The following is a 24,673-nucleotide window of genomic DNA, read 5'->3' on the forward strand; positions in this document are numbered from 1 at the left end:
CATCTGTTTTTAATCAAAATCTAATCCTGAAAGCACATTCCGAATTTTGCTAAAAGTCGAATTCTATGATTCCAGAGTCATTCAGCAAATGGTGCGTGAGCTTTTCGTGCTTCTTTTCCGAGCCTTGCAATGTCCAGCTGCCGGTAATCTGGCCGCCAGAACGGCTTTGCTGGCCTTGCAAAATTTTAAGATCATTATCCTTAAAAAGCTCCTCATATCGTTTCAGGGTTTTTCTTTCATAAGGGCACACGAGCCTGTAATTCCTGATCTGGCTTTTTTTGCGGATAAATTTCTGGATAGGGGCCAGGATAACCAACGACAAGCCGGAAATAATGAATGTTGCGATCGTTACCTCGTAAAAACCAGCACCAATGCCCATTCCCACCGCTGCCGTCACCCACACAATCGCCGCCGTTGTAATGCCTACGACCCGGTTATTTTCCCGGAAAATGATCCCCGCGCCAATAAAACCGATTCCCGTCACAATGTTAGCAGCAATCCGCCCCGCATCCGAACTGATCTTAATGGAAATAATTGTAAATAATGTAGAGCCAACCGCAATCAGGATCATGGTCCGCAACCCAGCCGACTTGCTGCGGTATTCCCGCTCGGTGCCGATAATGGCACCTAGAAAAAACGATATCAACAGCTTATAAACGTCTTCCGGCAATAACTCCATTTCCAAAACCAAAGGTTGTTAAGACTCAAAAGCCGGAAAGACGCTAAATCTCCCGGCTTTTGATGGATGTGGTATTATTTTACTGTGTTCTGTCAATAGCGTTGAGCAAGTCTTCAAGCTCTTTTGCATTGATGTTCTCTTTTTCAGCTTTGTCATAAATGCTAAGGAGCACCACTTCCTCCTGCAAAGTAAAAACACAGGTAATTACCCTTGCACCGCCACTTTTTCCTCTGCCTTTGCTCTTAATCCCCAAGCGGATTTTAAAGCAATTCTTTCCAATCGGTGAGCCCTGAGCAGGATTATCGGCTAGGCTTTCACCAAGCTCAAAAACGTCTTCTTTTAATGAGGCGTATTTTTTGGCAAGCCGTTTTAATTCTTTTTTAAAGTGTGTGGAAACAATTAATTCATAGTTCATTCAACACCTCTTTTAAGGGCCAAGTTTTTAATGTTCCTGCCTTTAAAGCAATGTAATCCTGCTTCAAATTTTCAAGAATTTGAGCTTTGGTCGGTTCGTCTTCATCCAGGTCCTCCTCTCGAATAGCTGTAACCAGTTTTTCACGCTCGGGCCTTGGCAACTGCCTTACCAAATCGACGAGCTGCTGAAATGACAACGGAATGTTAAAATTGATCGTGTTTTCCATTTGATTCAATTTGATCTGAACAAATTTACAAAAAGAATGCTTCAAAGCATTCAACTTAACGGTTCATCATCTCCTCAATCTCCTCTGCTTCAATCGGGATATGCGCCATTAAATCCAGGTTTCCGTTTTCTGTAATCAGAATGTCGTTTTCCAGACGAATGCCCAATCCTTCTTCGCGAATGTAGATGCCGGGTTCGCAGGTAAATACCATTCCTGGCTCGAAACGGCGGTATTTGTTGCCTACGTCGTGAATGTCGAGGCCCAGAAAATGCGAAGTGCCGTGCGGGAAATATTTCTTATATGCAGGCGTTTCAGGATCTTGCTTGGCAATGTCGTCTTTTGTAATCAATCCCAGGCCGATCAACTCACTTTCCATGATTTTTCCGACTTCCAAATGATATTCATCCCAAATATTTCCGGCAACCAACATGCCTTTTGCCACTTTGAAAACCCTTAAAACAGCATCGTAAACGTCACGCTGCCGCTTCGTGAAACGACCATTCACCGGAATGCTCCGGGTCAGATCCGCTCCGTAATTGGCATATTCAGCCGCAACATCCAGCAAAAGAATGTCGCCATCGTTACAAGGCTGGTCATTTTGAATGTAATGCAGCACGCATGCATTTGCACCGGACGCGATAATGGGTTGGTAAGCAAAGCCTTTGGAGCGATTACAAATAAATTCGTGCAGCAATTCGGCTTCAATTTCGAATTCCTGAACACCCGGCTTTACAAATGTCAAAAGCCGCTCGAAACCAAGTTTGGTAATGTCGCAGGCTTTTTGAAGCAATTCAATTTCCTGAGGCTGCTTAATGGCCCGGAGCTGGTGCATCAGCGGCGCCAGCCTGGCCAATGTATGAATGGGATACTTTTCCCTGAATTCATTTACAAAACGCGTCTCGCGGGTCTGCACCTGGGAGTCGTTTCTGGTGTGCTCATTCGTATTCAAATAAACATTGTCGGCTTCAAAAACAATGTTCCTGAAAACGGTTTCGTATTGATGCGTCCAATAAATAGTTTTGATGCCCGTTTGTTCGCGTGCTTGCTCTTTGGTCAGTTTTTCACCTTCCCAGACGGCGATTGTTTCATTGGTTTCTCTCAAAAAAAGGACTTCCCGGAGCTTTTCATCAGGGTGTTCGGGAGAGAGAACGAGGATGGTTTCCTCCTGATCCACGCCAGTAAGATAGAACAGGTCTGAATTTTGCTTGAAACCCATTGAGCCGTCAGCATTAGTGGGCATAACGTCGTTGGAATTCAATATAACCAATGATTTTGGCTTCAATAATTGGTTAAGTCGGCGGCGATTTTCTATAAAAAGGTCCTTGCCAATAGGATCATAACGCATAGGTGCTAAATTTTGTAACTGGTAATTTAATTTGTAAAATTACGTTTATCTTGTTCAAAAATAGAGCGACAAAACTGCAAAATTCCTTTTGTTTGGTTCTGAGCGTGATATACCAAAATGTTGATTTTTTCGATCGACGATATAACCTAACTATGATAATATTCATGAAAAGATTGTTTCTGCTTGCGTTTGTTTTTGCTCCTTTTATTTTGTCGGCAAGTCCGAAATATTGGATTTATCTCAAAAACAAGGACCTGAACGCCGCACCGGCTGTTTCTGCATTAACGCTTGAAAACCGCCTTAAAATGGGTCTCGTCGCTTCTGACGAAATGGACCTGCCTGTAAAAGGCGATTACGAGCGGGCGTTGCGCGAACAATCTGTCAATATTATCAACCGTTCCAAATGGCTGAATGCGGTTTCGGCGATCTTGACGAGCGAACAGGCGATGAAAGTTCGTGAACTGGATTTTGTCCAGGAAGTGGTTCCTATCGATCCCGGATTTTACATTGCCCGCACCAAGGCCATTGAAAAGGCACAAATGGCGCCGGTAATGTCGCAAGTTCAGGCTAATGCATTTACAAAGGAGAATATTTCAGCCAAAGACGTGACCATAGGCGTGATCGACGCCGGTTTTTATGGCGCCGATTCTTCCCTTTCCCTAACACAGATTTTTTCCAACAAAAGAATATTAGGCATCCGCGATTACGTAAAGCCGGGCCGCTCGGGTGAATTGCTCTTCAGCACCGCTGAATCATTTTCGGACATGCACGGAACAGAGGTTTTGGCTGCCATTGCAGGCATTGATTTTCAGGATGAGATCCAATATGGCATGGCCACCAATGCCAAGTTTTATTTGGCCAGAACTGATTATTCATTGCGCGAATACAGGGGCGAGGAGGATAACTGGATCGCAGCCATGGAGTGGATGGACAGCCTGGGCGTGCGTTTGATCAACACATCCTTGGGTTATGCCAAAGGATTTTCAGACCCAAAAGAAAATTACATTCCTTCCCAAATGGACGGCAAAACCTCCGCCATTTCAAAAGCCGCACAGATTGCCTCGGACAGAAAAGGCATTATGCTGATCGTCTCAGCTGGAAATGAAGGCGATGATAAAAGCTGGGAAATTGTTTCGGCCCCGGCGGATGCAAAAGGCGTTCTTGCCGTAGGTGCAACCAATGGAAAGCTCTGGAACAGAATCGGTTATAGCAGCGTAGGGCCCGAGTTTTTATCTTATGTAAAGCCTAATGTTTCCTGCTTTTCATTATATGGAACTTCATTATCCGCGCCGGTCATTACTGGTTTTGCGGCTTGTCTTTTACAAGCAAATCCAAAATTGACAAACAAAGAGCTGATCAGCCTCATCGAGAAATCAGCGCATTTATATCCTTATGGCAACAATTTTGTGGGCTATGGCGTGCCACAGGCTTCCCGTGCGCTTGCCCTGGCCAAAGCGCCCTATTTGCCTGATAATGCGAAGCTAATCAATGCAAAAGGACGCAGCATCGACGTTGATGTTGATAGTGAAGATCAAATGGTCGCGATTTATAGAAAGAAAACCGATAAAGATGTCATCGCGCAGCAAGTGGCCAAAATTCAAAACGGCAAAATTGCGCTGAAACGTCAGAACGGCGAGCGTTTCACGACCATTGACCTCAAAAATTTTGTGATCGAAGTGGCTTGGGATTAATGTCAGCCTGAGTTTCTCAGCCTTGCTTCTTCCAGGTCCAATTCCCTTTCCTTTGTCCTTATCAATTCGTCGGAACACACCTGGTCCCGGCGAATTTTTCTTATCTCCTCACGCTTAATGCCTACAATTTCCACGAGCATTTTCCGGTAAGCCCTTGCAAAGCCAATGGTTGCGTTGTTGTCAACATCCATATAACGCGTATCGGCCAGCTCGATGATCTTTTCGTAGCGGTCTTTCAGAAGTCTGAAAGGCTCGAACTGCGAGATTTCGCCTTCATAATTAGACTGCATATATTCCAGACTAACCGTCGCCAGACGCGCATTGATAATCGCTTTTTGCTCGGTCATGTTCTCGCCCGGATCCTCAATTTTGAGCACACGGATGAGCCAAGGAAGGCTTAATCCTTGTAAGACGAGCGTAAAAAGGATCACTACAAAAGTGATAAACAAAATAAGATCACGGTTTGGATATGCTCTGCCGTCCAGGGTTAGGGGAATGGCTAATGCAGAAGCGAGCGAGACAACGCCACGCATGCCGCTCCATGCTACGATAAAGGTGGTCCGCCAGTTTGGCCGAACCTCTTTCTCCCTTACTTTTTTGGACAAAATGCGGGGAAGATAAGTGCCCGGATAGACCCAGATAATGCGGATAATGATGGTAACAACGCTGATAATAACGGCATATGAAATAAGCTGAAGCAATGAGTAAGCGCCAAGACCCTTCATTACTTCCGGCAATTGCAGGCCTATCAGAATAAAAACAATGCCATTCAATAGAAAAATCACCGTTTCCCATACATAAGTGCTCTGCATCCGCGATTGATATGCAAAAACTTCGTGCGCCCGGAAGCTCAAAAACAAACCGCCGCTCACGACCGCCAATACACCTGAATATTCGAAATGCTCCGCCGCGATGTACATCATATAAGGCGTAATGAATGTAAGCGCCGTGTCGATGGCCGGTGTGGTCGGGAAATATTTATGTACAAAGTAAAGCACAGTGGCAATGGCAAGCCCCACCACGATCCCCATGCCCGCTACCAGGAAAAAGTCCAGCCCCGCCTTCCAAAGCACAAACTCGCCTGTGGCAATGGTCGCCAGCGCGAAACGGAACACGATCAGCGAAGAAGCATCATTGACAAGACTTTCGCCTTCAAGAACTGTAACGACTTTTTTGGGCACTTTAAGTCCCTGAAGAACAGAAGTGGCCGCCACAGCATCCGGCGGAGAAATAACGCCGCCCAGCAAAAAGCCCATAGCCAATGTAAATCCAGGAATGATCGAACTGGAAAGATAAGCGACAGCGGTTGCTGTGAAGACAACCAGACCGATAGAAAGCAGTCCAATGGGTCGCCGCGATTGCCAGAAATCTTTCCAGGAAGTATTCCAGGCCGCCGAGTATAAAAGTGGGGGCAAAAAGATCAGAAAAACCCAGTCTGGTTCGAGCTGCATATGCGGCATGCCCGGGATGAAACTGATGAGTAAACCTGCGATAACCAAAAAGATAGGATAGGAGACTCCAATTTTTTCGCTCAGCATCGTGAGCATTGAGACAATAAAAAGCAGGGAAATGATTAATAGTAAATTATCGTGAATCATAGAGGAATGTGAAGTTTCGGAATATAAATGTATGCAAAAATGAAAACAGACGTTATAAGATTTTGTGTGTTATCGAGCACGCAAAATGATTTTTTGGTTCATCTTTGCTGGAAAAATAACAGAACTTTCTATCTTTATTGCTCCGAAAGATCATGTATGTATCATAAATTTTATCACCTAATCCTTAATTCCCAATGAGTACTTCTCGAAGAGATGTTCTGAAAATGGCAAGCATTGCGCTGGCAGGCAGCACTTTACCAGCCATTACGATCCTCAATCCAAACCGTGCATTTGCAGGGGTTAATGCTGAGACTTTGAAAATAGGTTTGATCGGTTGCGGCGGACGTGGTTCCGGTGCAGCTAACCAGGCTTTAAAAGCTGATCCTAATGTTGTTCTCCACGCAATGGGAGATATATTCAAAGACAAAATGGATTCTTCGCTTGAAAACCTGACGAAAGTGCATGGTGCAAAAGTGAAAGTCGATGATGGTCATAAATTTGTAGGATTTGATGCTTTCAAAAAAGTACTTGATTCGGGTGTTGATGTTGTAATTCTTGCAACGCCTCCACATTTCCGTCCTGAGCATTTAACGGCTGCTATCAATGCCGGTAAGCACGTTTTCTGCGAAAAACCAGTTGCAGTTGATGCACCGGGCGTTCGTAAAGTACTTGACGCGGCCAAATTGGCAAAACAAAAAAATCTTGCTTTAATGTCCGGCTTCTGCTGGCGTTACCATGAGCCAAAGCGTGCAAGTTTCGGAAAGATACTGGATGGCGCTGTTGGTGATATTTCTGCAATTTATAACACTTACGACACAGGCACATTGTGGTCTTTCCCACGCGTGCAAGGCTGGACAGACGCGGAATATGTGTTGCGCAACTGGACTTACTATACATGGCTGGCAGGTGACCACATCGTAGAGCAGGCCGTGCACAGCATTGACATGATGTCGTGGGCAATGGGCGGCAAATTGCCGGTTTCCGCAGTAGGAACAGGTGGTCGTCAGGTTCGTACAGATTCTCTTTTTGGTAACATTTTTGATCACTTCTCTGTCGTTTACGACTACGAAAACGGAGCAAAAGGTTTCCACCATTCAAGACAGCAAGCCAACTGCGAAAACAGTTATCTGGTTGAAACGATTGGAACAAAAGGCCGTGCAATGGTAAACTGCGCAAGAAATGTGCATGAAATCTTTGGACAAAATCCATGGAAGTACACAGGTGCGCAAAACGACATGTACCAGACTGAGCATAACGAACTTTTTGCCTCTATCAGAAGCGGTAAACACGTGAACGATGGTGAATTTATGGCGCAAAGCACGCTAATCGCCATCATGGGACGAATGGCTGCGTATACTGGAAAGCGCGTAACCTGGGATGAAGCAATGAACTCGACAGAGAAACTGGGGCCAGACACATATAGTTTTGATATGAAGCCGCCGGTTGTTGAAGTTGCTAAACCTGGTATCACCGCGTTTTCATAAGATCTTATGCAAAGAAGAGATTTTCTGAAAAACTCAGCGCTCGCTGCAACCGGCGCTGCTGTTGGTGCGGCCACAGTAGGCACTGCATCGGCTGCCAATGCATCAATGCTTACAAATCCAGGGTCATCTATCCTAACACCTGCTAGTCCATTGGCCAGACCAATGGTGAAAAAGAGCCTGATGTGGGGGATGGTGAAAGAGGATTTGTCAGTAATGGACAAGTTTAAATTACTAAAAGATCTTGGTTACGACGGAGTGGAACTTGATTCTCCCGACAAACTGGATATGAAGGAGGTCCTTGCGGCCAGAGATAAAACCGGTTTGCTGATTCCCGGCACTGTTAATTCGATGCACTGGAAGCTGCCATTATCGGATCCTGATCCAAAGAAAAGGGAAGAATGTGCCAAGTCCATTGAAAAAGCATTGTGGGACACCAAAGAATATGGCGGGAACACCGTGCTGGTTGTGCCAGGTGTGGTTAATGCAACTGTAACTTATGGAGAAGCCTATGAACGTTCGCAGGCAGAGATTCGCAAACTGCTCCCCATAGCGGAAAAAACAGGTGTTAAAATAGCGATTGAGAACGTTTGGAACCAATTTTTGCTAAGTCCGCTGGAAGCAGCAAAGTATGTCGATGACTTCAAACACCCCATGGTTGGCTGGTATTTTGACGTTGGAAATGTGCTACGCTACAGTTGGCCGGCTTCCTGGATCGAAGCATTGAATAAGCGCATTTTAAAGCTTCATTTGAAAGAATTCAGTTTTAAAAAACAGAATGACCTGGGTCTTTGGAAAGGGTTTGATGTAGAGTTTATGGAAGGTGATAATAATTGGCCCGAAGTAAACAAAGCCCTCCAAAAAATCGGCTACTCAGGCTGGGCCTCGGCGGAAGTCGCAGGCGGCGATCGGAAACGGTTGCTAACCATCCGGGAGAAGATGGACGAGGTTTTTAAAGCATAAAATCATTATGCTATATAATAAACAAAGAGCCTGGGAAACCAGGCTCTTTTGCATTTAATTCAATCAATAAAAATCGTTATTTCTTCACTTTATACAAAGTTCTTGCGTAATGCTTAATGGTGGAGATCTTCAACTCCTGATTTTTTACCTGAACAAGCTTGTATTCTTTAAATTCACCGCTTTTGTCCAGAAAACCAATGATGCAGGAAAGCTCTTCTTTGCCTTTGCGGACCTCCACTTTGGGCATAATGCCGAAGTTGGGGATCTTGATGTTGTCTTCGGCATCGAGTTCTTTGTATTTTATTTTAACCAAAAAATTAAATGTTGATTTCGTTTCATACACGTCCACGGAAAAGCGCCAGTCGTTGAGCGGGTCTTTAACTTTTTCGGTATAACTGGCTACTGCGCTGTTTTCAACCACTTTTCTTTCCGCAGGGATGGTGTCATTGACAATTCCGGATTCCTGGCCGTCTTTATTTTTGGTATTCTGGTTACACGCAAACAATGTTAGCAGGAGAAAAAGGCTGCAATACTTCATTGGAATCACTATTTGGTTTGAGATGCTGCTACTACTTTGCAATATACCTTTGTTATTTACATTAAATAAAATATTTTACTTTCGGCATTCGAAACAAATCGTTACCTAACCTGCCTGTCACCCCGAACCTAACTCATGGCGTTAAACTATATTTTCGTAGGATTTTTTGTCATTGCATTTGTCATTGCCTTTTTGAAATTTATCCTAACCGGGGATGTGCAGACTTTTAAGGCAATTACGGAGGGAATGCTGGAAATGGCCAAAGTTGCGGTGATGGACATTGCTTTGCCTCTTACCGGTGTGATGGCGTTTTTTCTGGGGATTTTGAATGTGGGTGAAAAAGCCGGGATTATTAATGCGCTGGCGAGGTTTATAGGGCCGTTTTTCAATAAGCTCTTTCCGGAAGTTCCTAAGGATCACCCTGCGAATGGTCAGATGATCATGAATTTTTCCGCTAATTTTCTCGGGCTGGATAATGCTGCTACACCTTTCGGATTAAAGGCCATGCAGAGTTTGCAGGAGCTTAATCCGAGTAAGGACACGGCTTCCAATGCGCAAATCATGTTTTTGGTTTTGCACACTTCCGGTTTGCAAATTATCCCGCTATCTATCATTGCACAAAGAGCCATTCTTGGAGCGGAAAGCCCTTCGGATGTTTTTATCCCCTGCGTTGTGGGCACTTATATTACCACGGTTGTGAGTATGCTGATCACGGCTGCCTGGCAAAGGATCAATCTCTTCAACCGGACTGTAATGCTCGGCTTGGGTAGCATTACCACCATCATTGCATTGATTTTGTGGTATTTATCAAGTTTGCCAAAAGAGCAGATCGAAACAGTCTCTATTTTCGTAGGCAATTCTGTGCTGCTGGGTGTTGTGGCTGGATTTCTATTTTGGGGAATGTATCGGAAGGTGAATGTTTTTGAAACATTTATAGAGGGGGCAAAGGCCGGATTTACAACCTCTGTCACGATCATTCCATATCTGGTAGGACTTCTTGTTGCGATCAGCGCGTTCAGGGCGTGCGGCGCGATGGATTATCTGATTGACGGACTGAAATGGATGTTTGCCCTAACCGGGATGAACACGGACTTTACAGATGCTTTACCCGTTGCGCTGATGAAACCACTCAGCGGGAGCGGTGCCCGGGCATTAATGATCGACGCCATGAAAGAATTCGGCCCCGACTCATTTATTGGGCGCCTGGTCTGTATTTTCCAGGGCTCGGCAGACACAACGCTCTATATTGTTGCCTTATATTTTGGTTCGGTAGGTATCAAGAACACCCGATACGCCATTGTAGCCGGATTAATCGCCGATTTGATAGGCGTTTTGGCTGGAATATGGCTTGGTTACTTATTTTTCCACTGATTTTCAGCGATCCAACACGAAATACCCTTTTACCCCCGATATGCAACCGTCCGTATAAAATGGATGGCTGTTTTTTCTGGTAAACACTAATATTGATCATCTAACTCTGAACCGCTTATGTTTAAATCCTTACGCAAATCCGCAGTTCTTTTCATTGTATTTTGTGTATGTGTCGCGGGAAACACAGCTTTTGCACAGAAAGATACCAGCCAGGCGGCCAACACCTATTCACTCGAAGATTGCATCCGGATCGCGCTTGAAACCAATCCTTCGGTAAAAATTTCAGAGCTTACCGTTCAGACGAATGGCAATATTTACGCCCAATCCAAATGGCAACGCTGGCCAAGTATCAGTTTCAGCGCCAGCCAGGGTTTCAGTTCCGGTAGAAATATTGATCCTTTTACCAACCAGTTTGTTCAGCAGAATGTAAATTCGAACAACTACCAGCTCGGCGGACAGATCACATTGTTCAACGGCTTTCAGATTAAAAATAACATCAAGTTCAATAATGAAAATTACCAGGCAAGCGCCAAGGATCTGGATGCTGCCCGTAATGACATTATGCTCAATGTTGCACTATCCTATTTGCAAGTGATGACTAACGTTGAACTGATCGAGGTGGCGAAACGACAAGTGGAAGCGTCTCAGTTACAAGTTGAACGCACCGGAAAACTGGTTGACGCCGGAACATTGGCAGAAAGCAATTCGCTCGATCTGAAAGCCCAGCTGGCCAATGACGAGCTAACATTGGTAAATGCGGAAAATAACCTTGAAACTGCCAAGCTGAATCTGAAACAATTTATGAATATGCCCGGCAGCGAACAGATCAATGTGGTGATGATCCAGGTGGCTGATCCGACATTAAAGACCTATGATGCCACAATCCAGGAAATATTTGATGTAGCCCGCGGAAGTCTGCCGCAAATGCAAGCGGCGGAATTGCGCATTGCGGCAGCGAAAACAAACATTGACCTTGCAAAAGGAGCGGCTTTGCCGTCATTAACATTAAACGGAGGAATCTATACCGCATTTTCAAGTGCTGCGCCGGATGAACGTTTCGTTGGAGATGGAACGGGCTTTACGACAAGAGATGTGATTTCCCTGACAGACTATGTTGTTATTGATAATAAGCAAGTTCCTATTGTACAGAAAATAAGGACCCAAAATGGTGAAATGCGCACTTTTCGCTATCTGGATCAATTGAACTTCAACCGTAACTCGGCCGTCAACCTCAATCTGACCATTCCCATTTTCACCAATTTCAGGGTGAAATACAATGTTGCCAACGCCAAGATCCAGCAAAAAACCTATGAGTATCAGGCTCAGCAAGTTCAGCTGACCATTCGCAAAAATGTAGAACAGGCTTACATTGATATGACGAATGCAGCCAAGCGTTACTCCGCAACGGCCAATCAGGTGCGGGCGTTACAGGAAACATTCCGCGTTTCGCAAGTACGTTTTGATGTGGGCTCAATTAACTCCGTTGAATACAGTATTGCCAAAGCAAACCTGGACAGGGCAAACGGAAACCTCGTTCAGGCTAAATATGATTACGTTTTCAGGACAAAAATCCTTGACTTTTACATGAACCGTCCTTTATCGGATTTTTAAATAGTGCTTTATCCCTGCGCTTAATGCCCCATTATCCTCAATCAACAATTAATCGTAACCAAAATAAATATGGCACGTAAATCTTCGAAACGAATCTGGTGGATTACAGCAGGCATTGTCGCACTTCTTGTAGCGGGTTTATTTGGAGCAAAACAGGCCGGTTACATTGGCAAACCCAAAGCCACCGAGGTGGAATATACCAATGTTAAAAAGACGGATATCATAGAGCGCGTCAGCGCGTCGGGGAAAGTTCAGCCGGAGGTTGAGGTAAAACTCAGCCCGGACGTTTCTGGGGAAATTATCAGTCTGAATGTTGCAGAAGGCGATTCCGTTGTAAAAGGACAGCTTTTATTGAAAATCCGTCCCGACAACTATGAATCGTTAATGGCTCGCGCGCAGGCAGCAGTGAATTCCAGCAAAGCCAATTACGAGCAAACCAAAGCAATGGTTTCGCAGTCGGAAGCGCGTTTGATCCAAGCCAAAGCAAACTTTGACAGAAATAAGAAGCTTTACAATGATAAAGTGATTTCAGCAGCAGATTACGAGCAGTTTGCATCTACATTCGGGGTTGCGCAACAGGACGTAGAATCTTCCAAGGCCAATGTTTCGGCAGCATTGTATAACATTAAAAGCGCGGAGGCGAGCTTGAAAGACGCTGCTGAGAACCTTCGTAAAACCAGCATATTCGCGCCGGTAAGCGGCGTTGTATCTTTATTGAATGTGGAAGCCGGTGAACGCGTGGTAGGAACTTCCCAGATGGCCGGAACGGAAATGATGCGCATTGCCAACCTCAGTAACATGGAAGTGCGTGTGAATGTGAATGAGAACGACATTGTGCGCGTTGCGCTGGGCGACACAGCCGAGATCGACGTGGACGCATATAGTGCTTCCGGGCGCAAGTTCAGGGGTATAGTAAAGGAAATTGCAAACACAGCCGCAGGCCTCGCTTCCTCCACATCCACAAGCACGTCTGTTTCAAGTGCATCCGCTGATGCGGTGACGGAATTTGAAGTGAAGGTGAAAATCTTAAATGAATCGTTCGCTGATCTGCTGATTTCCAAATCAAAAAAATCTTACCCATTTAAGCCTGGAATGACTGCGTCTGTGGAAATTATCACAGAGCGTAAAAATGATGTGATTTCGGTTCCTATCGCTGCTGTAACCACTAGAAGCACAACGCCCCCCGTGGCAGCAGGCGCGCGTCCCGGAGAGCAATCGGATCAGGCGCCTGCCGAAGAGGATGAGAAAAAACCTAAGAAAGTGGAATTGATCAAAGAAATCGTGTTCATTGATGTGAACGGGAAAGCGGAAATGAAAGAAGTGAAAACCGGGATCAGCGATTTTGAAAATATTGAAATCCTTTCGGGCCTTAAACCTGGTGACAGAATTATCTCCGGACCTTACATTGCAGTGTCGAAAAACCTTAAGAATGGTGACCTGGTAGAAAAAAAGAAAGAAGAAGTGAAAAAAGACGATAAAAAATCAAATGAAAACGCAAACTGATACGTTGTAAAAATGTAATAAGTTCGATTTAGTTTAGGTTAAAAAAGAAAATCCTTGCGGCTTTGCTGCAAGGATTTTTTATTTTCTGTCAAAATCTTCTCATTTTTGGAAACATTCAATCACATCCAAATTACGCCTGAACAGCTTTTCAGGCTTCCAAATGAGTTTTTTAAACAACATCAAGATCGCGGTGATAGGAGGGGGCAGCTGGGCAACTGCGCTGATCAAGATCCTTTGTGAACAAAATAATGTCCAGATCCGGTGGTGGTTACGCAACCAAAAAGACATTGAGCATATCCGGAAATTTCATCACAATCCGAGCTATCTCAGCGATGTTGTCCTTTCTCCCAAAAAAGTAAAGGTTTTTGAAAAGACCACCGACGCGGTAAAAGGAGCAGATTACGTGATCCTGGCTGTTCCCGCGGCATTTGTCCAGGAAGCATTGCGTGATCTGTCCGGCAAACATTTGCAGGGCAAAAGGATCGTTTCGGCCATTAAAGGAATGGTCCCGGACAAGAATATGCTCATTACCGACTGGATTTCAAAGGAATACGGCATCGATCTGCACGAAACCTGCGTCATTGCCGGACCTTGCCATGCGGAGGAAGTTGCTTTGGAAAAACAATCCTATTTATCCATTGCCTCCACGGAATGCCCCAGCGCTGAGGACTTTGCCAAACTCATGACCTGCCGTTACGTAACAGCCAACCCGCTCGACGATCTTTACGGCGTTGAATATGCGGCTGTTATGAAAAATATCATTGCACTGGCCTGTGGGATTACGCACGGTTTGGGTTATGGTGACAATTTTCAGGCGGTGCTCGTCTCCAACGCCATGCAGGAAATTGGAAATTTCGTGACCGCCCTCGATCCGCGTGAACGCAACATGAGTTCTTCTGCATATCTGGGGGATCTGCTCGTAACGGCCTATTCCCAGTTCAGCCGAAACCGCCTTTTTGGCAACATGATCGGCCGTGGATACAGCGTTAAGGCGGCGCAATTGGAAATGAAAATGATCGCAGAAGGTTATTATGCAACCAAAAGCATCACCGAAATGAACAAAATCCACCTCGTAAGCCTGCCGATAACAAATGCTGTTCACCGCATTTTATATGAAGAACAGGCACCAGGCATGGTGATGGATGAATTAAAGAAATTATTGAAATAAATAGCCTGATCGGCCCGAGATAGGGTACTTTTTAAAATCATTACTTTCTCAAACGAATTATGCACGTTCCGAAAATCTTGTCTGCAAGTTTACTAACCGGCTTTTTCCTCTCCTCGATCATGTTAACTTCCTGCGGTTCCAAAAAATCGGAGACTGCGGAAAATGAGATAAAAGATTCATTAGCAAGTAATAAGGAGTTCGTTTTTGGTGATAAGCGTGATTTTGCACAATGTCACGCGTCTACGCTTGTAAGGCTCGACAATGGCCAATATTTAATCGCTTGGTTTGGAGGAACGGAGGAAAAAAATCCGGATGTGGGCATATGGGTTTCCAAAGGTGAGCCGGGCAATTGGAGTGCGCCAAAAGAGGTTGCCAAGATCAGGGAAGACGCACACTGGAATCCGGTGTTGCAAAAAACGGAGGACGGGAAAGTGATTTTATATTTCAAAGTAGGAAAAGAAATAGCGCATTGGGAAACATGGGTGAAAACTTCGACGGATAATGGTGAAACATGGTCGGACGCATACGAATTGGTGAAGGGGGACAAAGGAGGAAGAGGTCCTGTAAAAGATAAGCTCATTGAACTATCCAACGGCGATTGGCTGGCAGGCGCATCCAACGAGGTGAACCGCTGGGAAGTTTTTGTGGATAGGAGCACAGACAAGGGCAAAACCTGGACTGCAAGCCCATATTTCAAAATTGACACAACAGAAATAAAAGGAAAAGGTGCAATTCAGCCAACATTGTGGGAATCCAAGCCTGGCAATGTGCATATGCTGGTTAGAACCACCGGCGGGGTGATCGGCAGAAGCGATTCTTTCGACAATGGGAAAACCTGGACGCCTATCAAGAAAACAAGCTTGCCGAACCCGAACAGCGGAATCGATTTAGCCAAACTGACAGACGGCACATTGGTGCTGGCCTACAACCCGGACGACGAAGACTGGGGATCAAGATCGCCGCTTTCACTCACATTATCTTACGACAACGGCCAAAACTGGACTGATAAACTCGACATTGCAACGGGCAAAAAGGAAGACGAATATTCCTATCCGGCCATTGTTAGTTTCGGAGATTCGGTTGCTGTAACGTATACATTCAACCGCCGGAAAATCGCATTCTGGTCGGGTAGTAAGAAAGACATTGTGGAACTGGCAGCTAAAAGCAAGAGTAAAGTAGCTCAGTAACCCATTAATTCCAGGTCATAAGATTCATGCATTTCGACGCGTTTGCCCATTTTCTTCTGGATAATCGTGAAATGGTGAACGTCTTCCGGGCAGATCAGGGAAATCGCCTCTCCCGACGCTTCAGCCCGGCCGGTTCTGCCTATTCTGTGCACGTAATCTTTTGGTGATCGTGGCAGTTCAAAGTTGATCACATAGGGAAGGAATTGAATGTCAATCCCGCGGGAAACAAGATCGGTGGCAACAAGCACCGTCAGTTTACCTGCTTTAAATTTATTTAGTGCCTCTGTTCTGGCGCCCTGGCTTTTCTTGCTATGCATCGCCATCGCCTGAATTCCATTTTTATTTAGTTTTTCAACCAGATTATCAGCCGTTCTGGTTGCAGAAACAAACACAAGAACCTGCTTCATTTCCTGTGTTTTGATCAAATAGCGAAGCAATGGTCCCCTTCGGTCGGGATCAACAAAATAACCCGTTTGCTTGATCAGATCGAGGTTTTGTTCCTCTTCCTCAATCTCAATGCGCACCGGATTTCTGAGTTGCGTTTTATTGATCTGGTCAATTTCTTCACCCAATGTTGCTGAAAACAGAATGCTCTGACGCTTTTTGGGCAAAAGAAAAAAGATGTCCTTCATTTCTTCCGCAAAACCCAGATTCAGCATTTTATCGGCCTCATCCAAAACCAGGATCTGCGTCTCAGAAATGTTAAGTGCCTTGTGTGACAACAGATCGATCAATCGTCCGGGCGTCGCCACGAGGATTTCAACACCTTGCAAACTAATCATTTGCGGGTTAATAGAAACGCCACCATATACTGCCAGCGTCTTCACTTTTCTGGGAAGCCTTTCGCCAAATGTTTGAAACACAACCGCAATCTGCACCGCCAGCTCGCGTGTGGGAACTAGGATCAATGCAGAAATGTGCCTGTTGGCGGCCGCAGGTTTGTTTTGAAATAATTCCAAAATAGGCAGCACAAAGCTGGCCGTTTTCCCTGAACCCGTCTTTGCAATGCCCAGCACATCATTTCCTTTCAAAATAGCCGGAATTGCTTCCTGTTGGATCGGATAAGGTTGAGTATAATTCTGTTCGGCAATGGTTTTTAATAATGGTTCGGACAAGCCAAGCGATTCGAAAGACATAAAGTGCTGCGCAGTTGGTCAAAAAATATTTTTGTAAGCACAAAGATACTATTACCGCAGACAAATCGTCCATGACCTGTCCACAGCCACCCGACCATTTGACTTTTCTGAACATTTATTCTCCATAGACATGTCGTACAATCGCAGGGAATTTTTACAACAACTTGGATTTGGTGCATTACAATTAGGCATAATCAGTGCAATTCCGGCATCGGCCTGGGCTGCAACACTACATTCCGGGCAGTTACCGAGGAGCTCGCCTGAATCCCAGGGATTGTCGGCAAAAAATATTCTGGATTTCACCAAGGCTGTGGAAGTGGACAAGCTGAATTTGCACAGCTTAATGATCCTGCGGCAGGGGAAAGTCGTTGCGGAAGGATGGTGGGCACCTTATGGCCCGGATATGAAGCATACGCTGTATTCACTGAGCAAAAGTTTTACTTCTACGGCCATCGGACTGGCGGTTGCAGAGAAAAAACTGACCGTTGAAGATAAAGTTTTATCGTTCTTCCCGGATGACAAACCTGCAACCGTGAGCGCGAACCTGGCTGCTATGCGTGTGAAAGACCTGCTCACCATGTCCACCGGGCATGACAAAGACGCTACGGGACGGGTTAGGGAATCCAATGAAAAGAATTGGGTGAAAGCATTCCTTTCGTTACCTGTTGAGCATGAACCCGGGACATTCTTTGTGTACAACAGTGCGGCGACGTATATGCTTTCCGCGATCATTCAAAAACTCACGGGACAAACCTTGCTGCAATATTTAACGCCACGTTTGTTCGAGCCGCTCGGCATTGACGATCCCGATTGGGAAGTGGATCCGAACGGCATTAATACAGGCGGCTGGGGACTCCGGATAAAAACAGAGGATATTGCCAAATTTGGGCAGCTTTATCTGCAAAAAGGTGAGTGGAACGGCAAACGCATTTTGCCGGCAGCATGGGTGGAGGAAGCGACGCGTTCACACATTATGTCCAAAGGCGGTTCCAGAAAACCGGAAGAAAATGACTGGCTGCAAGGATATGGTTATCAGTTCTGGCGTTGCCGGAATGGCGCTTACCGGGGTGATGGCGCTTATGGGCAATACTGCATTGTAATGCCCAAAGAAGACATGGTGATCGCAATTACCAGTGAAACGGGCGATATGCAGGCCATTCTGGATCACGTTTGGAATAACATTTTGGCGGCTGTAAAAGCAACGGGCGTTCCTGCTGATAAGGAGATCCAAGCTCAGCTGCAAAAGAAATTGACCACGCTCGCACTGCCGCTCACTTCGGGAAAGCCAACTGCTGAGTTGACTGCGAAACTGAATAACAAAAGCTTTAAAGTTGCAGATAATAGCTTGAAAGTGAATAAAGTATCATTTGAATTTGCAAAAGGCTGGTGCCTTTTCAGGATGTATGATGATAAGGGCGAACATTTAATCGTGAATGGATTAGGCAATTGGAAAGTGGGATTAACCGATCTTTCAGTGATGCCTCTGAAACTCGTACTAACGCCTGTTCCGGGTGAAAAACTGACAAAAGTGGCCGGAAACGGGGCCTGGGTTGATGATAATACATTTGAAATGACCTGGCGATTTATCGAAACAGCACATTATGAAACCGTAACTTGCAAATTCGAAGGCGATACTGTCCAGGTTGAATTCAAGCGCAGCCTCGCTATTTTAGCCAAAGCAAAAGACGCACGACCTGTTTTGAGTGGCAAGATGCTGGCTTAACCTGTGCGTGACGCTCGATTTTAAGTTTAATTTTATTTTCAAAATCAATCCATTTTTATGAAAAAAGCATTTTTCCTTTCCTTGACATTGATCATTGTTGCATTTGCGGCGCAGGCGCAGAAATTCAGGCCGCTGGATAAAAGTCCGCGTGACATTGCTTACTTTCCTGACCATTTTGCCCACGACCGCAAAGACGGCGAAAAAGCGTTGGTGAAAGTTTCATACAGCCGTCCTTATTTAAAAGGAAGAGAGGCTTTTGGTAAATTGGAACCTTATGGAAAGGTGTGGAGAACGGGCGCGGACGAATCCACTGAAATCAAATTTTATCAGGATGCAACATTTGGCGGCAAAAAAATAAAGGCAGGCACCTATTCTCTTTTCACCATTCCGGGCGAAAAAGAATGGACAGTTATCCTGAGCTCGGACCTTGATTATTGGGGCGCATACAAGTACAAAGAAGCAAATGATGTGCTTCGCATAACAGCTCCCGTGAAGAACGCAGAAGCGCCGATCGAAAATTTCTCGATCATTTTTGAGAAGGTTTCAGACACTTCGGCCAAAATGTTCATGGGCTGGGCTTCATCTGTGGTAGAGGTTCCTGTTAGCTTCTGACCAGCGCATTAGTATAGTTCCTGGTTGCCTAATGTGCTCTTTCAAGCAAACTGGCATCATTATTGTAAAAAAGCAGATCAATGGTTGAGAAACCGATGATCTGCTTTTTATATTAAAATCCATCAACAAATGAAGAGAAATAGCCTCATACTCGCGTGCGCCTGTTTGGCCGTATCACTAGCCGGGTGCAGCAGCAAGGTTAGCGAAGAAGAAAAGGAAGAAGCCGCAAACAGCGGATCAGATTCAGTAGCAACAGTTACAGACAGCCTGAAATTACCCGCGCCATTCACGACCGAATCGGTTGAAAACAGGCCCGAGGAAGCCGGATGGCCGGATGGAAAAACGCCGGTGGCCCCGGCAGGTTTTACTGTTACCAAATATGCCGATAAGCTCAAAAGCCCTCGTTGGACATACGTAGCACCCAATGGTGACGTTTTCGTTGCAGAATCCAATACAAAAAAGAGCGCGGACAGGATCACACTTTTGCGTGATGTAAATAAAGATGGCAAGCCTGAGATCAGGGAAATTTTCATGGAAAATCTGAAACAGCCGCTCGGAATGCTTGTGTTGAAAGATCACTTCTATGTGGCCAATACGAATGGCCTTTACCGATATCCTTACAAAAGCGGTGAAACAAAAATCACAAGCAAAGGAGAAAAGATCGTGGATTTGCCTGCTGGCGGATATAACAATCACTGGACGAGGAATTTGGTGGCAAATGCAGACGGCTCCAAAATTTACATTTCGGTTGGATCTGCCAGCAATGTGGCAGATCACGGAATCGATGAGGAAAAGCGGCGGGCTAATATTTTGGAGGTTAACCCGGACGGATCGGGTGAGAGGATCTATGCGAGCGGCTTGCGAAATCCGGTTGGAATGGACTGGGCTCCAGGCTCAAATATGTTGTGGACGGCTGTGAATGAGCGTGATAAGTTGGGTGACGAGCTGGTGCCGGATTACATTACCAGCGTGAAGGAAGGCGGATTTTATGGCTGGCCATATGCCTATTTTGGTAAAAACGAAGATCCTAGAAGAAAAGGCGAACGGCCTGACCTGGTTGCAAAATCGCTCGTGCCGGATGTGCCTGTTGGATCGCATACGGCTTCATTAGGGCTTGCATTTTATGACAAAACACAATTCCCGGCCAAATATCAGAATGGCGCATTCATCGGCCAGCACGGTTCCTGGAACCGCTCGAAATTGTCGGGTTACAAGGTTATTTTCGTGCCTTTCAAAAACGGTAAGCCTGCCGGTAAGCCGGAAGATTTTTTGACGGGTTTCGTAGAAAACGAAAAGAAGGTTTACGGTCGCCCGGTTGGCGTGACGGTTATGGAAGATGGTTCTATGCTAGTCAATGACGACTCCGGAAATACGATATGGCGTGTAAGCGCGAAATAGAAATAAGCTTTTGGAGATGATTAAGCGGCCTGGTCACCAAACCAGGCCGCTTTTTTGTTTTGGTAAAATAATATTAAAAATAAATGAGCGATTACTTGCAAAAATATACCGAACGGTATATTTTTGCATTGTTAATTTGAAGCACATGAACAAGGCAGAAAAAACCAGACAATTTATTATTGAAAAAACGGCACCGATTTTCAATGTAAAAGGCTATTCAGGCACTTCAATTAATGATATGATCGAAGCAACGGGCCTGACGAAAGGAAGCATTTACGGGAATTTTCGGAATAAGGACGAAGTGGCCCTGGCGGCTTTTGATTTCAACCTGAAAAAAATGTTTACAGCCGTTCAGGCTGAGATGGATGCGCAGAAATCGGTGAAGGAGAAGTTGCTGGTATATGTGCGCATTTATGAAAATTTTCTCACTTATCCTTTTCCCGAAGGCGGTTGCCCCATTCTCAACACTTCCATCGAAGCTGACGACACGCATCCGCCACTCCGCCAAAAAGCAGCCGACGCCATTTATGCCTGGAAAAATAAAATTGAAGCATTATTAAAAAAAGGTGTTGCAGATAATGAGCTAAGCGCTGACATTGACCCGGAGGATGTTGCCATCACATTGATCGCGCTGGTTGAAGGCGGCATTATGATCAGTAAAGTAACCGGGAAGCTGCAATACAGGAAATCCATAATGAGAGCCGTGAAAAAAATGATTGACGATTTGTAACTATTTTTTTAACCATAAATATACCGATCGGTATATTTAATATTTGATAATTCAATTAAACAAAAGCAAAAATGAAAACTACAGGGAACACAGTTCTGATCACAGGAGGAAGCGCAGGAATCGGATTTGAGATTGCAAAGATCTTTTCCGAAAAAGGCAACAACGTTATTATTACCGGCAGAAATGAGGCGCGGCTTGCCAGTGCGGCATCGAAGCTTAAAAATACAACGGCGATTGTAAGTGACGTTGCTAACAAGCAGGATGTTGACAAACTGGTTGCGACTTTGAAAAGCGATTTTCCAAATATCAATGTGGTAATTAACAATGCAGGAGCGGCCTCTTATTATGTGCTTGATAGTGTTGACAATGCTTATGAAAGGGCAGAAGAAGAAATCGTGACTAATTATCTATCCATTGTTGGGCTTAACCAAAAACTGTTGCCATTGCTGAGCGTGCAAACAGAAGCGGCTATCGTAAATGTATCAAGCATTGTGGCATACGTACCAAATCACGTGATCCCCACTTATGCTGCCAGCAAGGCCGCATTGCATTCCTACACACAGTCGCTGCGCCTGACATTGGAAAAATCAACGGACGTTAAAGTTTTTGAACTGATGCCGCCGCTGGTGAACACCGATTTTTCAACAGAGATAGGTGGAGAAAATGGCATTCCTGCCCGTGAAGTGGCCGAGGCTTTGATCCATGCATTTGAAAATGAAACATACGAAATCCGCGTTGGCCGGACAGCAGACTTGTTTGGATTATTCCTACAATCTCCCGAACAAGCGCTTGCGGCGATGAATCCTGTGCCCGTTGCTTAATATCAAGTATCCGCCGGTAACAATTATAAAACTTAATAAAAACAGAAAATGAAGCAGAAAATTGCGTTTGCGATGATTATGGGAGTGATCACCACGGGTATAATTTCCTTCAGTTTGGTTTCTATAAATATTGGATTTGTTGCCAATTTTTTGGTGATTTGGCTGAAATCCTGGATTATGGCCTATACGATAGTCATTCCGGTGATATTGCTGGTAGGTCCAAGAGTGCAAAAAATGGTGGAAGCCTTATTCAAAGATGCAGTGACTCAGGAGTTTGAAGAATAACTTCTGATGTTGTCGAGAAAATTCTAAATTTTTATGAGAAGAGTAGTTGTTACTGGTTTGGGAGTTATCTCTCCCCTCGGAAATTCGGTAGATGAATTTTGGGAAAATATTGTGAATGGTAAAAGCGGTGCTGCTACCATTACGAAAATGGATGTTTCTAAGTTTAAGACGCAATTCGGCTGCGAAGTCCGCAACTTCAATCCGGAAGATTATATTGAGAAGAAAGAGCTTAAAAAGTTTGACCTGCACACGCAGTATGCGATAGCCGCTTCAGACACAGCAATTAAAGACGCCGGACTAGATTTCAGCACCATTGACGTAGAAGACCGCTATGATATGGGCGTGATCTGGGCAACAGGAAATGGTGGAATGGGCACTTTTGAAGATCAGTTGCTGGAATTCCATGCATCGAATGGCGTTCCACGTTTCAGTCCCTTCTTTATTCCGAAAATGATCGTGGACATTGCAGCGGGCGTTATTTCTATTCGTCACAAACTGCACGGACCCAATTACTGCACCGTTTCAGCTTGCGCATCGTCCAACACAGCGGTGATCAGCGCTTTTGATACCATTAAAATGGGAAAAGCGAAGCTGATGGTTGCGGGAGGATCGGAAGCAGCCATTATTTATTCAGCACTGGGCGGTTTTGGCGCGGCGCAGGCATTATCCAAACGCAATGACTTGCCTGAAAAGGCATCCCGTCCGTTCGATAAGGACCGCGATGGATTCGTCATGGGCGAAGGCGCGGCCGCATTGATCCTTGAAGATCTGGATTATGCAGTGGCACGCGGTGCAAAAATCTACGCAGAGATCGTTGGTGGCGGAATGGCAGCAGATGCTTACCACTTAACGGGCACGCCGCCGGACGGAATGGGCGCCGCTTTGGGAATGAGAAAGGCTTTAAAAGAAGCGGAAATCACGCCGGACAAGATCGATTACGTAAATGCGCACGCAACGTCAACCGGACTCGGTGATATGAGCGAACTGAACGGAATTAAGACTGTTTTTGGCGACCATCAGGTTGCGATCAGCGCCACAAAATCGATGACAGGGCACTTGTTAGGTGCAGCCGGAGCCATTGAGGCCATTGTTTGCGCGCTGGCTGTAAAGCATGACATTATCCCGGGAACGATCAATACGGAGACGCTGGATGATGCCACGCCGGAAGGAATGAACATTATCTTAGGTGATTCCGTGAAGCAAACCGTGAATTATGCACTGAACAACACATTCGGTTTTGGCGGCCATACGGCAACTTCTATATTTAAAAAATACACCGACTAGCCGGCAGGCTAATCGGTAATTTCCGAAAGGATTTCAACAACCCCGTTTTCATCGTTACTCTTAGCGATGAAACGGGCTATTTTTTTGATATCCGGATGCGCATTGGCCATGGCGTAAGAATAATGTCCTTTTTGAAGCATTTCGAGGTCATTAAGGTAATCCCCGAAGATCATGGTTTGGTCAAAAGTCACATTGAATTTCTCCTGCAAAACTTCCATAGCACGCCCTTTATTGGCTTTTTTATGTGAAATATCCAGCCAAATCGGCCCGGAAACTTTCACTTGCAACTTGTCCTCAAAATGCTTGTAATGGGGATAACTGTTCGCCTCGGAACCGGCCAGGTCGCAAAGTGTGAATTTGAGAAACTGGTCATCCGTAACTTCCGTCAGATCTTTAACGACCTCATATCTTTCGAAATAAAGTTTTAAATGATTGATAAATTCAGGTTCATCATTTTCGACGTAAGCCTTTTTCTTTCCGCAAATCACCGCGTAAGTGTCTTTGATAGGGCGGGAAATTTTTACCAATTCCCTCACAATGTCCGCGTCTATGGCCTGAATATGAATTTCTTCGTCTTTAAAAACAACATAGCTGCCATTTTCCGCAGCAAAAATTACTTCGTCTTTCACCTGTTCCAATGCTTTGGCCAGATTGAAATATTGGCGTCCGCTGGCAGCAACAAATATCACGCCGCGGTCTTTTAATTTTCTGAAAATGGGGAAGAAGGATTCGTGTATTTCGTGTTTGGAGTTCAAAAGCGTCCCGTCCATGTCGGTCGCTACAAGCCTGATATCGGAAAAAGTCATATTCAAATTGTATCGTTAACACTTAAATCAAGCCAAAAATGTCGGCTAAGGTTCCGTGTTTTTGCATTATTAAAACATCATAAGTTGAGAAACGAATGATTT

At 45.1% G+C, this 24,673-nt stretch carries 23 protein-coding genes; 15 read left to right on the plus strand and 8 right to left on the minus strand.

Annotated elements, in window-relative coordinates; all coding sequences use genetic code 11:
- Positions 1-49: 49 nt before the first annotated feature.
- From NFI81_RS24130 to NFI81_RS24145, 4 genes are all read right to left on the minus strand, one after another.
- The gene (locus NFI81_RS24130; protein WP_234616048.1) at positions 50-679 is read right to left on the minus strand and encodes an MgtC/SapB family protein; all 630 of its coding nucleotides are present in this window, start codon (positions 677-679) and stop codon (positions 50-52) included.
- 79 nt (positions 680-758) lie between these two features.
- Complete coding sequence (locus tag NFI81_RS24135; protein ID WP_234616049.1) at positions 759-1,094, minus strand: type II toxin-antitoxin system RelE/ParE family toxin; 336 nt, start codon at positions 1,092-1,094, stop codon at positions 759-761.
- Positions 1,084-1,320 (minus strand): hypothetical protein, encoded by a 237-nt coding sequence (locus NFI81_RS24140; protein ID WP_234616050.1) that lies wholly within the window; start codon positions 1,318-1,320, stop codon positions 1,084-1,086. Before NFI81_RS24140 ends, NFI81_RS24135 begins: the two co-directional genes overlap by 11 nt.
- Before the next feature lie 55 nt (positions 1,321-1,375).
- Complete coding sequence (locus NFI81_RS24145) at positions 1,376-2,665, minus strand: aminopeptidase P family protein (RefSeq protein WP_234616051.1); 1,290 nt, start codon at positions 2,663-2,665, stop codon at positions 1,376-1,378.
- 164 nt (positions 2,666-2,829) lie between these two features.
- On the opposite strand from NFI81_RS24145, the gene NFI81_RS24150 reads away from it, so the two are divergent.
- On the plus strand, positions 2,830-4,356 hold the full coding sequence (locus NFI81_RS24150; RefSeq protein ID WP_234616052.1) for a S8 family serine peptidase: 1,527 nt from the start codon (positions 2,830-2,832) through the stop codon (positions 4,354-4,356).
- Positions 4,357-4,358: 2 nt separating this feature from the next.
- On the opposite strand, the gene NFI81_RS24155 is transcribed toward NFI81_RS24150, so the two are convergent.
- On the minus strand, positions 4,359-5,954 hold the full coding sequence (locus tag NFI81_RS24155; RefSeq protein WP_234616053.1) for a Na+/H+ antiporter: 1,596 nt from the start codon (positions 5,952-5,954) through the stop codon (positions 4,359-4,361).
- A 224-nt stretch (positions 5,955-6,178) separates the two neighbouring features.
- Here NFI81_RS24155 and NFI81_RS24160 point away from each other — a divergent pair, with 224 nt between their 5' ends.
- Together NFI81_RS24160 and NFI81_RS24165 are read left to right on the plus strand one after the other, a co-directional pair.
- Positions 6,179-7,438, plus strand: a complete 1,260-nt coding sequence (locus NFI81_RS24160; protein ID WP_374759412.1) for a Gfo/Idh/MocA family protein — start codon at positions 6,179-6,181, stop codon at positions 7,436-7,438.
- 6 nt (positions 7,439-7,444) lie between these two features.
- Positions 7,445-8,398 (plus strand): sugar phosphate isomerase/epimerase family protein, encoded by a 954-nt coding sequence (locus NFI81_RS24165; RefSeq protein ID WP_234616055.1) that lies wholly within the window; start codon positions 7,445-7,447, stop codon positions 8,396-8,398.
- Positions 8,399-8,474: 76 nt separating this feature from the next.
- Here the strand turns inward: NFI81_RS24165 and NFI81_RS24170 are convergent, their stop codons facing one another.
- A complete protein-coding gene (locus NFI81_RS24170; protein WP_234616056.1) occupies positions 8,475-8,936 on the minus strand; it encodes a hypothetical protein in 462 nt (153 codons plus the stop codon).
- 135 nt (positions 8,937-9,071) lie between these two features.
- Here NFI81_RS24170 and NFI81_RS24175 point away from each other — a divergent pair, with 135 nt between their 5' ends.
- The 5 genes from NFI81_RS24175 to NFI81_RS24195 all read left to right on the plus strand — a co-directional run bounded on the left by NFI81_RS24175 (position 9,072) and on the right by NFI81_RS24195 (position 15,776).
- Positions 9,072-10,307 (plus strand): spore maturation protein, encoded by a 1,236-nt coding sequence (locus NFI81_RS24175; protein ID WP_234616057.1) that lies wholly within the window; start codon positions 9,072-9,074, stop codon positions 10,305-10,307.
- Positions 10,308-10,424: 117 nt separating this feature from the next.
- Positions 10,425-11,918 (plus strand): TolC family protein, encoded by a 1,494-nt coding sequence (locus NFI81_RS24180; RefSeq protein WP_234616058.1) that lies wholly within the window; start codon positions 10,425-10,427, stop codon positions 11,916-11,918.
- A 69-nt stretch (positions 11,919-11,987) separates the two neighbouring features.
- The gene (locus NFI81_RS24185; protein ID WP_234616059.1) at positions 11,988-13,421 is read left to right on the plus strand and encodes an efflux RND transporter periplasmic adaptor subunit; all 1,434 of its coding nucleotides are present in this window, start codon (positions 11,988-11,990) and stop codon (positions 13,419-13,421) included.
- A 160-nt stretch (positions 13,422-13,581) separates the two neighbouring features.
- Positions 13,582-14,589: an NAD(P)H-dependent glycerol-3-phosphate dehydrogenase gene (locus tag NFI81_RS24190; RefSeq protein ID WP_234616060.1), complete on the plus strand. Its 1,008-nt coding sequence runs from the start codon at positions 13,582-13,584 to the stop codon at positions 14,587-14,589.
- Positions 14,590-14,666: 77 nt separating this feature from the next.
- Positions 14,667-15,776 (plus strand): sialidase family protein, encoded by a 1,110-nt coding sequence (locus NFI81_RS24195; protein ID WP_254410601.1) that lies wholly within the window; start codon positions 14,667-14,669, stop codon positions 15,774-15,776.
- Here NFI81_RS24195 and NFI81_RS24200 read toward each other — a convergent pair.
- Complete coding sequence (locus tag NFI81_RS24200; protein WP_234616062.1) at positions 15,770-16,912, minus strand: DEAD/DEAH box helicase; 1,143 nt, start codon at positions 16,910-16,912, stop codon at positions 15,770-15,772. The genes NFI81_RS24195 and NFI81_RS24200 overlap by 7 nt on opposite strands.
- A gap of 130 nt (positions 16,913-17,042) precedes the next feature.
- On the opposite strand from NFI81_RS24200, the gene NFI81_RS24205 reads away from it, so the two are divergent.
- The 7 genes from NFI81_RS24205 (at position 17,043) to fabF (ending at position 23,765) form a co-directional block, all read left to right on the plus strand.
- A complete protein-coding gene (locus NFI81_RS24205) occupies positions 17,043-18,635 on the plus strand; it encodes a serine hydrolase domain-containing protein (protein ID WP_234616063.1) in 1,593 nt (530 codons plus the stop codon).
- Positions 18,636-18,692: 57 nt separating this feature from the next.
- Entirely contained in the window at positions 18,693-19,247 is a 555-nt protein-coding gene (locus tag NFI81_RS24210; RefSeq protein WP_234616064.1) for a DUF2911 domain-containing protein, read from the plus strand.
- A gap of 129 nt (positions 19,248-19,376) precedes the next feature.
- Entirely contained in the window at positions 19,377-20,645 is a 1,269-nt protein-coding gene (locus NFI81_RS24215) for a PQQ-dependent sugar dehydrogenase (RefSeq protein ID WP_234616065.1), read from the plus strand.
- A gap of 145 nt (positions 20,646-20,790) precedes the next feature.
- Positions 20,791-21,375 (plus strand): TetR/AcrR family transcriptional regulator, encoded by a 585-nt coding sequence (locus NFI81_RS24220; protein WP_234616066.1) that lies wholly within the window; start codon positions 20,791-20,793, stop codon positions 21,373-21,375.
- Positions 21,376-21,446: 71 nt separating this feature from the next.
- Positions 21,447-22,196, plus strand: a complete 750-nt coding sequence (locus NFI81_RS24225; protein WP_234616067.1) for an SDR family oxidoreductase — start codon at positions 21,447-21,449, stop codon at positions 22,194-22,196.
- 48 nt (positions 22,197-22,244) lie between these two features.
- Positions 22,245-22,481, plus strand: a complete 237-nt coding sequence (locus tag NFI81_RS24230) for a DUF2798 domain-containing protein (RefSeq protein ID WP_234616068.1) — start codon at positions 22,245-22,247, stop codon at positions 22,479-22,481.
- Between the two features lie 33 nt (positions 22,482-22,514).
- A complete protein-coding gene (gene fabF / locus NFI81_RS24235) occupies positions 22,515-23,765 on the plus strand; it encodes a beta-ketoacyl-ACP synthase II (RefSeq protein ID WP_234616069.1) in 1,251 nt (416 codons plus the stop codon).
- An 8-nt stretch (positions 23,766-23,773) separates the two neighbouring features.
- On the opposite strand, the gene NFI81_RS24240 is transcribed toward fabF, so the two are convergent.
- On the minus strand, positions 23,774-24,571 hold the full coding sequence (locus NFI81_RS24240; RefSeq protein WP_234616070.1) for an HAD family hydrolase: 798 nt from the start codon (positions 24,569-24,571) through the stop codon (positions 23,774-23,776).
- Positions 24,572-24,673: the final 102 nt, after the last annotated feature.

Origin of the sequence: Dyadobacter fanqingshengii (assembly GCF_023822005.2) — a bacterium.
GTDB classification, from domain to species: Bacteria; Bacteroidota; Bacteroidia; order Cytophagales; family Spirosomataceae; genus Dyadobacter; species Dyadobacter fanqingshengii.

Excerpts from the sequence above, each read along its gene's own strand:
- NFI81_RS24240 (WP_234616070.1), bottom strand. The coding sequence starts at position 24,571 with ATGACTTTTTCCGATATCAGGCTTGTAGCGACCGACATGGACGGGACG.
- NFI81_RS24190 (WP_234616060.1), top strand. The coding sequence starts at position 13,582 with ATGAGTTTTTTAAACAACATCAAGATCGCGGTGATAGGAGGGGGCAGC.
- NFI81_RS24210 (WP_234616064.1), top strand. The coding sequence starts at position 18,693 with ATGAAAAAAGCATTTTTCCTTTCCTTGACATTGATCATTGTTGCATTT.
- NFI81_RS24170 (WP_234616056.1), bottom strand. The coding sequence starts at position 8,936 with ATGAAGTATTGCAGCCTTTTTCTCCTGCTAACATTGTTTGCGTGTAAC.
- NFI81_RS24200 (WP_234616062.1), bottom strand. The coding sequence starts at position 16,912 with ATGTCTTTCGAATCGCTTGGCTTGTCCGAACCATTATTAAAAACCATT.
- NFI81_RS24130 (WP_234616048.1), bottom strand. The coding sequence starts at position 679 with ATGGAGTTATTGCCGGAAGACGTTTATAAGCTGTTGATATCGTTTTTT.
- NFI81_RS24205 (WP_234616063.1), top strand. The coding sequence starts at position 17,043 with ATGTCGTACAATCGCAGGGAATTTTTACAACAACTTGGATTTGGTGCA.
- NFI81_RS24160 (WP_374759412.1), top strand. The coding sequence starts at position 6,179 with ATGGCAAGCATTGCGCTGGCAGGCAGCACTTTACCAGCCATTACGATC.
- NFI81_RS24225 (WP_234616067.1), top strand. The coding sequence starts at position 21,447 with ATGAAAACTACAGGGAACACAGTTCTGATCACAGGAGGAAGCGCAGGA.
- NFI81_RS24150 (WP_234616052.1), top strand. The coding sequence starts at position 2,830 with ATGAAAAGATTGTTTCTGCTTGCGTTTGTTTTTGCTCCTTTTATTTTG.
- NFI81_RS24165 (WP_234616055.1), top strand. The coding sequence starts at position 7,445 with ATGCAAAGAAGAGATTTTCTGAAAAACTCAGCGCTCGCTGCAACCGGC.
- fabF (WP_234616069.1), top strand. The coding sequence starts at position 22,515 with ATGAGAAGAGTAGTTGTTACTGGTTTGGGAGTTATCTCTCCCCTCGGA.
- NFI81_RS24180 (WP_234616058.1), top strand. The coding sequence starts at position 10,425 with ATGTTTAAATCCTTACGCAAATCCGCAGTTCTTTTCATTGTATTTTGT.
- NFI81_RS24185 (WP_234616059.1), top strand. The coding sequence starts at position 11,988 with ATGGCACGTAAATCTTCGAAACGAATCTGGTGGATTACAGCAGGCATT.
- NFI81_RS24135 (WP_234616049.1), bottom strand. The coding sequence starts at position 1,094 with ATGAACTATGAATTAATTGTTTCCACACACTTTAAAAAAGAATTAAAA.
- NFI81_RS24230 (WP_234616068.1), top strand. The coding sequence starts at position 22,245 with ATGAAGCAGAAAATTGCGTTTGCGATGATTATGGGAGTGATCACCACG.
- NFI81_RS24140 (WP_234616050.1), bottom strand. The coding sequence starts at position 1,320 with ATGGAAAACACGATCAATTTTAACATTCCGTTGTCATTTCAGCAGCTC.
- NFI81_RS24175 (WP_234616057.1), top strand. The coding sequence starts at position 9,072 with ATGGCGTTAAACTATATTTTCGTAGGATTTTTTGTCATTGCATTTGTC.
- NFI81_RS24145 (WP_234616051.1), bottom strand. The coding sequence starts at position 2,665 with ATGCGTTATGATCCTATTGGCAAGGACCTTTTTATAGAAAATCGCCGC.
- NFI81_RS24155 (WP_234616053.1), bottom strand. The coding sequence starts at position 5,954 with ATGATTCACGATAATTTACTATTAATCATTTCCCTGCTTTTTATTGTC.
- NFI81_RS24215 (WP_234616065.1), top strand. The coding sequence starts at position 19,377 with ATGAAGAGAAATAGCCTCATACTCGCGTGCGCCTGTTTGGCCGTATCA.
- NFI81_RS24220 (WP_234616066.1), top strand. The coding sequence starts at position 20,791 with ATGAACAAGGCAGAAAAAACCAGACAATTTATTATTGAAAAAACGGCA.